Annotated in this window: 10 protein-coding genes; 1 reads left to right on the forward strand and 9 read right to left on the reverse strand. The window is 74.7% G+C overall.

Annotation, left to right across the window (positions count from 1 at the left end):
* The 9 genes from EF903_RS18530 to serC form a co-directional block, all read right to left on the reverse strand.
* Positions 1-2,233, reverse strand: a 2,233-nt coding sequence (locus EF903_RS18530) for a TIM-barrel domain-containing protein (RefSeq protein ID WP_125544588.1), incomplete at its 3' end; no start/stop codon positions are given.
* Between the two features lie 173 nt (positions 2,234-2,406).
* Positions 2,407-2,760, reverse strand: a complete 354-nt coding sequence (locus tag EF903_RS18535) for a hypothetical protein (protein ID WP_125544590.1) — start codon at positions 2,758-2,760, stop codon at positions 2,407-2,409.
* A 58-nt stretch (positions 2,761-2,818) separates the two neighbouring features.
* Entirely contained in the window at positions 2,819-3,511 is a 693-nt protein-coding gene (locus EF903_RS18540) for a hypothetical protein (RefSeq protein WP_125544592.1), read from the reverse strand.
* A 49-nt stretch (positions 3,512-3,560) separates the two neighbouring features.
* Positions 3,561-3,833, reverse strand: coding sequence for a hypothetical protein (locus tag EF903_RS18545; protein ID WP_125544594.1), 273 nt, complete (start codon positions 3,831-3,833; stop codon positions 3,561-3,563).
* A 161-nt stretch (positions 3,834-3,994) separates the two neighbouring features.
* The gene (locus tag EF903_RS18550) at positions 3,995-5,788 is read right to left on the reverse strand and encodes an ABC transporter permease/substrate binding protein (RefSeq protein WP_125544596.1); all 1,794 of its coding nucleotides are present in this window, start codon (positions 5,786-5,788) and stop codon (positions 3,995-3,997) included.
* Positions 5,788-6,843 (reverse strand): glycine betaine/L-proline ABC transporter ATP-binding protein, encoded by a 1,056-nt coding sequence (locus EF903_RS18555; protein ID WP_125544605.1) that lies wholly within the window; start codon positions 6,841-6,843, stop codon positions 5,788-5,790. Before EF903_RS18555 ends, EF903_RS18550 begins: the two co-directional genes overlap by 1 nt.
* Before the next feature lie 274 nt (positions 6,844-7,117).
* Positions 7,118-8,050: a SigB/SigF/SigG family RNA polymerase sigma factor gene (locus tag EF903_RS18560; protein WP_125544598.1), complete on the reverse strand. Its 933-nt coding sequence runs from the start codon at positions 8,048-8,050 to the stop codon at positions 7,118-7,120.
* A gap of 335 nt (positions 8,051-8,385) precedes the next feature.
* Positions 8,386-8,841, reverse strand: coding sequence for a hypothetical protein (locus EF903_RS18565; RefSeq protein ID WP_125544600.1), 456 nt, complete (start codon positions 8,839-8,841; stop codon positions 8,386-8,388).
* Between the two features lie 94 nt (positions 8,842-8,935).
* A complete protein-coding gene (serC, locus tag EF903_RS18570) occupies positions 8,936-10,054 on the reverse strand; it encodes a phosphoserine transaminase (RefSeq protein ID WP_125544602.1) in 1,119 nt (372 codons plus the stop codon).
* Positions 10,055-10,229: 175 nt separating this feature from the next.
* On the opposite strand from serC, the gene EF903_RS18575 reads away from it, so the two are divergent.
* Positions 10,230-12,051, forward strand: a 1,822-nt coding sequence (locus tag EF903_RS18575; RefSeq protein WP_260615563.1) for an FAD-binding and (Fe-S)-binding domain-containing protein, incomplete at its 3' end; no start/stop codon positions are given.

The raw sequence follows: 12,051 nt of genomic DNA on the forward strand, positions 1-12,051 counted from the left end.
TCGCGGCCGGCGGGCCCCAGTGCGCGGGGTCGTCGGAGACGTAGAGCTCGTATCGGCCGATGCGGCCGTTGGCGCCGCCGTCCTGGCGGGGGAGGCAGCCGAGGCCGTCCACGGTGTGGCGGGCGCCGAGGTCGACGGATATCTCGTGCGGGAGTGCGGCGGGTGCGGAGCCGGACCAGGCGGTGTGCCACATCGTGGCCGGGTTCCCGTCGAACCCGTTGGCCGCGGCGCCGTTCTCGGCGGCGGTCTCCTGGCTGTCCGCGGACAGCAGGCGCCAGTCGGCCTGCGGGATCGGTGCGGAGGCGGCGGGGACCGGTTCGGCGTCCGGGACGGACGTGCCGCTCGCGGTGACGGTGAACGCGCCCGCCTGCGAGCCCGCCTTCACCCACAGGATGCCGCCGCGGTCGGCGGGGTCGTGGAACCAGCCCGTCGCGGCGGCGTCGAAGGCGGCCTTGGAGGCGCGGCGGGTGAGCGGCGCGCCGTCGAGGTCCACCCGGGCGGGTGCGGAGGGCACGTGGAGGGTGAGCTCGTACCCGCGGGAGGCCGGTTTGCCCGAGTAGCTGCCGGTCGGCGCGCCGACGGAGACGGTGACCGTCCCGGCGCCGGAGGCGGGTGCGGAGACGTCGACGCGCTGGCGGGCGTAGGCGCCGGACTGGTGGGCGCGGGTCAGGCCGTCGTCCTCGTACAGGCTGAACGAGGACGACCCGCGGGGGTGGATGTCGTAGGTGAGGGTGGAGACGGGCTTCTCGCCCGTGTGGTTCATCTGCGGCCACATCGGCACGATCGCGCCGCCCTTGACGAACAGCGGGAGGGTGTCCAGCGGCGCCCGGTGGCCGTCCAGCCGGCCGGGGCCGGCGTACGTCTTCCCCGTCCAGTAGTCGGTCCACGTCCCGGCGGGCAGGTGGATGCCGTCGCGGACGGCTGTCTCGGAGACGACGGGCGCGACGAGGAAGGAGTCGCCCGCCATGAACTGGCCGCTGGTGAGGTTGCCGCGGGCGACGGGGTCGTCGGGGTACTCCAGGACCATCGCGCGGGTGGCGGGGACGCCGGTCTCGTGGGCGGTGCGGCTCATCGTGTAGTGGTACGGCATCAGCCGCATCTTCAGTTGCAGGTAGCGGCGGTTGATCGACCGGTACGGCTCCTCGAACCGCCAGGGCTGCTTGTCCCGGTAGCCGGGCTCCGGATGGGTGGCGCCCCAACCCGACATGGTCATGAAGACCGGGGTGAAGGACTTCCACTGCAGGTCGCGCACGTACGTCTGCGGGCTGCCGCCGAAGATGCCGTCGACGTCGCCGGCGGCGTGGTTGAGGGCCGACAGGCCGGCGCCGGCGATGGCGGGGACGTGCCAGCGCATGTCGTCCCAGGTGCCGTGCGTGTCGCCGGTCCAGACGACGGCGTTGCGCTGGGTGCCGGCCCAGCCGTCGACCGTCCACACGAAGCGGCGGGCGTCGGAGTTCTTCTCGATGCCGTCGACGGCCTGCTGGACGCCCGCGAACGCGTTCTTGTAGCCGCCGCCGATCCAGGCCACGTCCGTCTTGACCGCGCGGGAGCCGGCGGCGACCTCCTCGGCGATGCGGGTCAGCCCCGTCGACGTCCACAGGCCGGTGCGGAAGCCCTTCGCGGCGAGCGCGTCGACCGTCGCCTTCAGGGGTTCGGTGTAGCCGCAGCCGTAGCCGTCGTTGGGGAGGAACCAGCCGGAGGGCATGTCGGCGGCGCCGCGGGAGAGGTACTGGGTGGTGCGGGTGGCGGTCCAGGAGGTGGGCCGGCTCTCCTCCCAGACGAGGGTGCGGTTGTCGGCCCGGTAGACGGAGAACTTCAGCGGCGATTTGTCGACGCGGATGTTCAGGGCGGGCGTGGTGATGCGGCAGTGGCCGCCCGCGTCGGTGACTGCGGCCTGGACGGGTCCGAAGTCCGTGGTCCGGGCCAGGTCCGAGCCGGCCGGGTCGTCGGCGAAGCGGCCGTCGGGCGAGAGCCAGAGGCGGAAGATGTCGGCGCGGGCCACGACCACGCGGGCCTTCGCGCCGCTGGTGGAGGTCACGGTGAAGGTGTTGCCGGAGCGGGTGATGCCGGTGGCGTTGCCGGCCGTGGCGGGCTCCGGGGCGGCGGCTGCCGCCCTGCCGGCGACCGGTCCGGCGCCGGCGAGGCCCGCCACGGCGAGGAGTCCGGCGAGCAGCGCGGCCCGGAGGCTGCGCCGTCGCCTGCGCGGAGTGGTGCGGACGCTGATCACTGTCATCGGGCAGCTCCTCGTGCGGTCCGTGGGGACGGACACACCGATGTGGCATGCGCACGGCAACATAGCGCCCGAGGGAGATCCCGTGAAGGAAGATGCTCGAAGTCGGCTCTTGTCACGCAGCTTTGCGCATAGCGCGGACCGGATCCCGCCGCTTGCGGCTCATACGGAACGGCTCATGCGAACGCGTGGACGACCTCGATGCGCCCCACGATGTGGGCGTTGAACTCCTCCAGCTCCTCGGCCGGAACCCACAGCTCCAGAATGGTCCGGCCGCCGGCCTGGCGGACGGGGTAGCGGCTCAGGAAGGCGGAGTCGACCTCGAAGCGGGTGACGAAGCCGGCGCCGGAGTGCGGGACGTTCCAGTCACGGGCGATCCGCACCGCGTACTCCTCGTCGAGCACGGGGTAGAAGATCGGCTGCTCCGGCAGGCGGGGCGGCCAGGCGCGCCAGTCGAGCGCGCGGACCAGGTCCAGCTCCTCGGGGCCGGTGGGGCGCCAGAGGGTCGTCGTGGCCTGCCGCTCGGTCATGGAACCGCTCTTTCCGTACGGGGCGGCCGCCCCGTGGCGGCCTGCCGGGACCCGGACGCTACCCCCGCCGCACCGTCGCCGACCACGTGTTTTCCGGGATGGGAGGGAAGAGCGCCGCGGCCAGGACGGCGTACAGCGGGGCCGCGTGGGCGGGGGCCTGGTGGGCCGCCCAGTCCCGTACGCGTGCGAGGAAGCCGTGCAGCCGGTCTGCGACGCCGTCGAGCAGGCGGTGCAGTTCAGGCAGCGGCAGCTCGATGACGGGGCTCGCCGCGGAGTCGGTGTCGGCGGTGAGGCGGACGGTGCCGCCGTCGAGGCGGGCCTCCGGGGTCGGGGAGTGGCCGAACCAGCCGGAGCAGGAGGCGGAACCGGCGGCGAACTCCCGCCAGGTGCCCCACTCCTGGAGGCCGTGGCAGCAGCCCGGGTCGACGACCGCGCCGGTGGCCGTGTCGGCGATCCGGACCCCTCCGGCGAGGTGGAGGTCCTCGCCGACGGCGAGCAGGCCTCGCAGGAACGTTCCGGCCGGGTCCCCGTCCGGTTCCGGGGCCGCTTCCGTGCCCGCGGCGGGGTCCGCCTCGGCGCCGGGGGCCTCCGCGTGGGCGTCGGCCAGGCAGGCCACCACGGCGCCGACCTCCGCGGGCGAGAGGTCCGCACCGAGCGGCAGGAGGACGTACGGCTCCTCGGGGAAGGCGGCGGGCCACAGGGAGAAGCCGTCCAGGCGGTGGACCTCGAGGACGGGCTGCGCGGTGATCACCGCACCAGTCTGCGGCACGCCGTCCGCCGCGCCGCGGGCACCGCCGGCGTCAGGGGCGGCGGGGCGCCGGCGGCCGAGGCGGGGTGACGGCCAGGACGGGCGCGGCCGGCGAGGTGTGCCGGTGGCCGCACGGGTCGAACGCGAGGACCACCGGCCGGCCGGGCTGCTGCCGCCAGGAGATACGTTCCGGCAGACGCGCGCACACGGGGCAGCGCGGCAGCGGGCCCGGCTCGGGCCGTGTCTGCGGGCCGAGCTGCGGGCCGCGCTTCGGGCCGGGCTCCGGGACCGCCGCGAGCGGCGGCACGGGGTGCGGATCGGGCATGGCGGCTCCTGGTCCCGGCGGGCGTCGTGCTGGCACTGTGCCACGGACCGTCCCGCCGCGCACGGGCGGGTCCCTGACCGCACCGGCAGGCGCGGCCGCCCGCGCCCCCGCCGGCGGAGGGCGGGGCGCGGGCGGCCGTGGGGTCGGCGGGTCGGGCGGCGTCAGGCGGTCGCCGCCTCGGCGACCTCCGGGTGCTCGGCGAGCCAGGCGCGCACGGCCTCCTGCTCCTTGCCCTTGCCGCCCGCCTGGATCTTCGCCTCCAGGCCGGTCAGCTGCTTCTCGTCCAGCTTGAACGAGCGCAGCCAGGCCGCCACCTCGGGCTCGTCCTGGGCGAAGCCCTTCCGGGCGAGGGTGTGGATGCCGTCGCCCTGCCCCCAGGCCTTGCGGGGGTCCTCCAGCTTGTGCAGGTCGTACGAGGCGTACGCCCAGTGCGGGGACCACAGGGTGACGACGACGGGCTCCTGCTTGGCCTGGGCGCGCTGGAGCTCGGCGAGCATGCCGGGCGTCGAGCCGTCGACCACCTCGTACTCGCCCTCCAGGCCGTACTCCTTCAGGACCCGGTCCTTGAGGATGCCCATCGCGCCGGCGCTGGGCTCGATGCCGATGATGCGGCCCTTGAACCGGTCGCCCTTGCCCTTGAGGTCGGCGAGGGAGCGGACGTCCTTCATGTAGGAGGGGACGGTCAGTTCGATGGAGGTCGGCCCGTACCAGGCGCCGAGGTCGTCGATCCGGTCGCCGTACTTCTCCCAGTACGAGGCCTGCGTCACGGGCAGCCAGGCGTCGGTCTGGAAGTCGACGCGGCCGCCGGCGAGGCCGGTGAAGAGCGCGCCGAGCTCCAGCTGCTTGGCCTCGACGCGGAAGCCGCGGCGCTCCAGCAGCTCCTTCCAGAGGTAGGTGGAGGCGATGCCCTCGTCCCACGGGATGTAGCCGATGGTGAGGGTGCGGCCCTTGCCGGGTCCGGCGGCGGCCGCGGGGCCGTTCGAGGCTCCGCCGAAGGTGTGCAGTCCGCCGGCGAGGAGGGCCAGTACGGCCGCGGCGGTGACCGCGTAGGCGGGCTGGGGGCGGTGCTGCCACAGGCGGGCGGCGCCGGTGGCCGCGGAGCGGGCCCGGGCGAGGGCGCGGCGGCCGGTCGGGGAGACCTGGCGGCCGAGGGCGGCGGTCATCCGGTCCAGGTACATGGCGAGGATGACGATGGACAGGCCGGCCTCGAAGCCGAGGCCGATGTCGACGTTGCCGATGGCCTTGTAGACGGCGCCGCCGAGGCCTCCGCCGCCGACCATGCCGGCGATGACCACCATGGACAGGCCGAGCATGATGACCTGGTTGACGCCGGCCATGACGGTGGGCAGGGCGAGCGGCAGCTGGACCCGCAGGAGCGTGTTCCGCGGGGTCGTGCCGAAGGCGTCGGCGGCTTCGACGAGTTCGGGGTCGACCTGGCGGATGCCCAGCTCGGTCATGCGGACGCCGGGCGGCAGTGCGAAGACGATCGTGGCGATGATGCCGGGGACCACGCCGACGCCGAAGAAGACGACGCCGGGAATGAGGTACACCATCGCGGGCATGGTCTGCATGAAGTCGAGGACGGGCCGCAGGGCGGCGCCGAGCCGCGGCGAGCGGGCCGCCTGGATGCCGATCGGGACGGCGATGACGAGGGTGGCCAGGGTGGCGACGAGGACCAGGGACAGGGTGGCCATGGCGTCGGACCACAGGCCGACGGAGTCGACGAGGGCGAGTCCGGCGAAGGCGAGCACGGCGGCGAGGAGCCCGCGCAGCCACCAGGCGGCGACGGCGAGCAGGCCGGCGAGCAGCAGCGGGGCCGGGGCGGACAGCACGGCGTGGATGCCGTCGTAGAGGCCGGTGACGACGGCGCTGACGGCGTCGAAGAGCCAGGACAGGTGCCGCTGGAGGAAGTCGACGGCGGAGTCGGCCCAGGCGCCGGGGTTCAGACGGGGCATCAGGCGGCCGCCTCCTCGCAGCGTACGGGGGCCCGGTGCTCGTCGCCGATGACGGCGACGAGCCGGTCCTGCGCGACGGTGCCGACGACGGCGCCGTCGGTGTCGGTCACGGCGACGGGGTGCGGGACGCGGGCGCTGACGGCGCACAGGTCGGCGAGCGGGGTGTCGGCGGTGACGGTCGGGCAGCCGCAGGAGCAGGCGGCGCCGGTGTCGGGGCCGGTCATGACGGCGTCGGCGGTCAGCACGCGGGAGCGGTCGACGTCCTGGACGAACGAGGCGACGTAGTCGTCGGCGGGGCGGGTGAGGATGTCCTCGGCGGTGCCCTGCTGGACGATGCGGCCGTCGCGCATGACGGCGATGCCGTCGCCGAGGCGCATGGCCTCGTTGAGGTCGTGGGTGATGAAGACGATCGTCTTGCCGAGGGTCTTCTGCAGTTCGAGCAGCTGGTCCTGCATGTCGCGGCGGATCAGCGGGTCGAGGGCGCTGAAGGACTCGTCCATCAGCAGCAGGTCGGCGTCGGTGGCGAGGGCGCGGGCGAGGCCGACGCGCTGCTGCATGCCGCCGGACAGCTCGTCGGGCCAGGAGTCCTGCCAGCCGGAGAGCCCGCAGAGTTCCAGGGCCTCGGCGGCGCGGCGCTCGCGGTCGGCGCGGTCGACTCCCTGGACCTCGAGGCCGTAGGCGGCGTTCTCCAGGACGCTGCGGTGCGGGAAGAGCGCGAAGTGCTGGAAGACCATGCTGATCTTCGTGGAGCGGACGTGGCGCAGCTCGCGGCGGGAGAGGGCGGTGAGGTCGCGGCCGTCGAAGAGGATGCGCCCCTCGGTGGGTTCGAGCAGGCCGTTGAGCATGCGCAGCAGGGTGGACTTGCCCGATCCCGACAGCCCCATGATGACGAAGATCTCGCCGGGCTCGACGCGGAAGGAGGCGTCGATCACGGCGGCCGTCACTCCGTCGGCGCGCAGCTCCTCGCGGCTCGCGCCGTCTCGGAGCGCGCGGACCGCCGCGCCGGGTCGTCTTCCGAACACCTTGTAGACGTGTTCGGCCTGGAGCGTGGACACATGCACCTCACGGGTCGTACGGGTACGGCCCGTGCCGGCGCGGGTCGGGTGCGGAGGCGGGCCGTGGAGCGGTGCGGGATCCGCCCGCCCCCTGCCGCCGGCCGTGCCACGACCGGCGGAGGGGTGCGCTCCGGTGGCTCCGCTGCCCGGCTCGAACCGGGACAAACGCCCTGGTGACCCACCTCACGCGGGGGTGCGGCGCGGATGTGGTGAAGATCACCGGCGCCGCGGGCCGCGGGTGATCCCGGCCACATCGCGGGCGGCGGCCCGACGGTCAGCCGCGGGCGGCGCCGTCCTCGCCGGGGTCCGCCAGCATGGAGGCCCGCAGGTGGGCGAGGACGCGCGTCAGCAGCCGCGACACCTGCATCTGGGAGATGCCGAGAGCGGCGCCGATCTGCGCCTGCGTGAGCTCGTCGCCGAAGCGGAGCTGGAGCATGCGGCGCTCGCGGGCGCTGAGCCGCTCCAGCAGGGGCGCGAGGGCCTGGAGGTCCTCGACGCGTTCCAGGGCGGGCTCCTCGGCGCCGATGACGTCGGCGAGCGTCTGGCCCTCGGCGGGGTCGCCTCCGGACTCGCTGAAGGCGGGCTGCGGGGCGTCGAGGGAGCCGCTGGTGTGGCCGTTCGCGGCGAAGAGGCCCTCGACGACCTCCTCCTCGGTGAGGTCGAGGTGCGCGGCGAGGTCGGCGACGGTGGGCGAGCGGTCGAGGGAGCCGGTCAGCTCCTCCTTCGCCTTGGCGATCTCGATGCGCAGTTCCTGGAGGCGGCGCGGGACGCGGACGGCCCAGGTGGTGTCGCGGAAGTGCCGCTTGATCTCGCCGGTGATGTACGGCATGGCGAGGGTGGCGAACTCGGTTTCGCGGGAGGGGTCGTAGCGGTCGATCGCCTTGATGAGTCCGATCGTGCCGACCTGGACGAGGTCCTCGATGTCCTCGGCGTCGGACCGGCCGCGGAAGCGGCGCACGGCGTACTGGACGAGGGAGGCGTTCATCTCGATGAGCGTGTTGCGGACGTACCGACGCTCCGGGGTGCCCTCTTCGAGTTCGTGGAGCCGCCTGAAGAAGACCCGGGAGAGCTCGCGCGCGTCGGCCGGTGCCACCTCCCTCGGCTCCTCGATCCGCGGCAGGTCCGCGATCCCGGGCGCCGCGGAGGCGGCGCGGGGGCGGGGCACTGCGGCGGTTTCGGCGGCGGGTGTGTGGGCAGGGGCTCGCATGCGGTTTTCGCTCCTTGGGCTTGTCGGCTTGCGGCGCGTGACCTTGACTTTCGACCCGATGTTTGTCGCTCCACCTGGGGTACGTCAAGATTTGCCGGTTATGCACGCCCGGGTTATCCGCGCGCGCGTACGATCTTTCGGACGCGGAGCCGGAAACGGATGCGGACCGGGAGCGGCGGGCCGGGAGCGGACGGCGCGTGACGACGGGTGCGTGCCGACGGGTGGGGCGCGCCGGCATGCGGGTACGGGCCGCGGGAGCCGGGGATCCGGTGGGTACCGGGGCATCCCGCACGCTGCGGCGGCCCTCCGGTGGCGGCGGCCGGCGGGCCGGTGCGTCAGCTGACCTGGAATCCGCTGACCGCGCGGTCGCGGTGGAAGGTCAGCCGGTCCCAGGTGGGGAAGGAGAGGTCGGTCACGGCGAGGAGCCGGCCGGCGTCGTCGTGCAGGGTGCGGCGCACGGACAGGCCGCCTGCTGCGGCCGCGGACGCCTGGCGGTGGGAGAGGGTCATGGTGATGGTCTCGGCGACGCGCCCCTCCCGGGCGGCGCGGTCGAGCCAGCGGTCGAGGGGCCCGGGGTCCTCGTCGCGTACGGCCGCGGTACGGCGGTAGCCGGCCAGCCCGGGCTCCTCGGCCAGGGCGCGGGGGCAGACGTAGGTGACGGCGTGCTGGAGGGTCTGCCCGGCGGGGCCGCGCTCGCGGCGGTGGTGGACCAGGGTGCGCTCGCCGCCGCGCACGCCGAGCAGCGCGGCGAGGGAGGGCGGCACGGTGACGCGGGCGAGCCAGCTCTGCACCAGTACGGCACCGGGCGGCGCGCAGGAGGCGGCGGCTCCGGAGGCGGCCCGCCCCGCCCGGGGCGGGCCGGGGGACCGGCGGGACGGGGATCCGTCAGAGCTTCTCGATCACGTAATCGATGCAGGCCGTCAGCGCCTCGACGTCCGCCGGGTCGATCGCGGGGAACATCGCGACGCGCAGCTGGTTGCGGCCGAGCTTGCGGTACGGCTCGGTGTCGACGATGCCGTTGGCGCGGAGCACCTTGGCGACGGCCGCGGCGTCGACGTCGTCGGAGAAGTCGATCGTGCCGATGACGGACGACCGCTTGGCGGGGTCCGCGACGAACGGGGCGGCGTACTTGGAGGCCTCCGCCCAGCCGTACAGCGTGCGGGCGCTGGCCGCCGTGCGGGCGGTCGCCCAGTCCAGGCCGCCCTGGCCGTTGATCCACTTCAGCTGCTGGTCCAGCAGGAACAGCGTCGACAGGGACGGCGTGTTGTACGTCTGGTTCTTCAGGGAGTTGTCGATCGCGGTCGGCAGGGAGAAGAACTCGGGGATGTGCCGGCCGGAGGCGTGGACGCGCGCGGCGCGCTCCAGGGCGGCCGGGGAGAACGCCGCGAGCCACAGGCCGCCCTCGGAGGCGAAGGACTTCTGCGGGGCGAAGTAGTAGACGTCGGTCTCGGTGATGTCGACGGGGAGGCCGCCGGCGCCCGAGGTGGCATCCACCAGGACGAGCGAACCGGCGTCGGCGCCGTCGACTCGCCGGATCGGGGCGGCGACGCCCGTGGAGGTCTCGTTGTGGGTGTACGCGTACACGTCCACGCCGGCCTCGGCGACCGGGTCCGGGTGCGTGCCGGGCTCGGAGGAGATCACGGACGGCTCGTCCAGCCACGGCGCCAGCTTGGCGGCCTTGGCGAACTTCGACGAGAACTCGCCGAAGGCCAGGTGCTGGGACTTGCGCTCGATGAGGCCGGCGGTCGCGACGTCCCAGAAGGCGGTGGAGCCGCCGTTGCCGAGGACCACCTCGTAGCCCTCGGGCAGGGAGAAGAGGTCCCGGATGCCCTGGCGTACCGAGCCGACCAGGTTCTTGACCGGAGCCTGGCGGTGGGAGGTTCCGAGCAGGGAGGTACCGGTGGCGGCGAGGGCGTCCAGCGCCTCGGTCCGCACCTTGGAGGGGCCCGCGCCGAAGCGTCCGTCGGCGGGCTTGATGTCAGCGGGAATCTGGATCTCAGCCACGGGCGGAGCGTATCCGGTCGCGGACCGTCCGTCGGAGGCGCGTCCACCCGGTGAGACGAGCGTCGCACGGTGGAAGGGTGAGGGGGTGAGCGATTCCGGTGGCCTTGAGCGGACATTGCGGGACGCACTGCGAGGGGAGGTGGACTTCGGGGCCGGGGCGCGCGCCCTGGTGACGATGGACGCGTCGAACTACCGGCGGGTGCCCCTCGGGGTGGTCGCGCCGCGCGACACGGCGGACGTGTCGGAGGCGCTGCGGATCTGCGCGGACGCCGGCGTCCCCGTCGTGCCGCGCGGCGGCGGCACCTCCATCGCCGGCCAGGCGACGGGCACGGGCGTGGTGCTGGACCTGACCCGGCACATGGACGCCCTGGTGTCGGTGGACCCGTCGGCCCGGACCGCCGTCGTCCGGCCGGGACTCGTCCTGGACCGGCTGCGGGAGGCGGTGCGGCCGCACGGGCTGGCCTTCGGCCCCGACCCGTCCACCCGCTCGCGCTGCACCCTCGGCGGGATGATCGGCAACAACGCGTGCGGGGCCCACTCGGTGGCCTGGGGGACCACCGCGGACAACGTGGCGGAGCTGGAGGTCGTCGCGTACGGGGGCGCCGTGCACCGCATCGGCGCCGGCTGGGCGGGGGCGCCGGCCGGGCTGCGCGAACTGGTGGCGGGGCATCTGGACGTCCTGCGCACCGGCATGGCCGCCGCCGGCCCCGGATCCGCCGTCGGCCCGGGCCCGCGGTTCACCCGGCGGATCTCCGGTTACGGCGGCCTGGACGCGCTGCTGCCCGAGCACGGGGTGCAGGTGGCCCGCGCGTTCTGCGGCAGCGAGGGCACCCTCGGCGTGGTCACCGAGGCGGTGGTCCGCCTCGTGGAGGCGCCGGCCGCCCCGGCCCTCGCGGTCCTCGGGTACGCCGACGAGGGCGCGGCCGCGGACGCGGCGGCGGGCCTCCTGCCGTACGGGCCGCTCACCGTCGAGGGGATGGCCGAGGACCTGGTGCCCGGCGCCGCGGGCGCGGGACTCCTGCCCCGGGGCGCGGCCTGGCTGTTCGCCGAGATGCCCGACGAGGCGGCGGCGCGGCGCCTCGCCCGCGCGGCGGACGCGCTGGACGCGCTCGTCGTCGCCGACCCGGCCGGGCAGCGGGCGCTGTGGCGGGTCCGGGAGGACGCCGCCGGCACCGCCACCCTGCTGCCGGGCGGCGGCCTGGCCTGGCCCGGCTGGGAGGACTGCGCGGTGCCGCCGGCCCGGCTCGGGGCGTACCTGCGGGAGTTCCGGGCGCTGCTCGCCGCGCACGGGCTGCGCGGGACCCCGTACGGGCACTTCGGCGAGGGCTGCGTGCACGTGCGGATCGGCTTCGACCTGGTCTCCCGGGAGGGGGTGGCGCGCTTCCGGGCGTTCTCGGGCGACCTCGCCGACCTGGTCGTCGCGCACGGCGGCTCGCTGTCGGGGGAGCACGGGGACGGGCAGGCGCGGGCGGAGCTGCTGCCGCGGATGTACGGGCCGCGGGTGATCGACCTGTTCGGCCGGTACAAGGACGTGTGGGACCCGCGCCGGGGCATGAACCCCGGCATCCTCGTCCGGCCCGCCCGGCTCGACGAGAACCTCCGCTTCGAGGTCCTGCCGCGCTCCGGGCTCGCCGCGGAGGTCGCCCGCTGCGTCGGCGTCGCCAAGTGCCGGTCCGCGGATCCGGGTGCGGCCGGGGTGATGTGCCCCTCGTACCGGGTCACGGGCGAGGAGCGGCACTCCACCCGGGGCCGGGCGCGGCTGCTGCACGAGATGCTGGCCGGGGAGCTGCTCCCGGACGGCTGGCGCTCGGCGGAGGTGGCGGAGGCCCTCGACCTGTGCCTGGGCTGCAAGGGCTGCCGCAGCGACTGCCCGGTGGGCGTGGACATGGCCGCGTACAAGGCGGAGTTCCTCGACCGGCACTGGGCGGGCCGGATCCGGCCCGCCCAGTGCCGGTCGAGGAACTCCGCCTTGTACGCGGCCATGTCCACGCCCACCG

The organism is Streptomyces sp. WAC05292, from assembly GCF_003949955.1.
Classification (GTDB): Bacteria; Actinomycetota; Actinomycetes; order Streptomycetales; family Streptomycetaceae; genus Streptomyces; species Streptomyces globosus.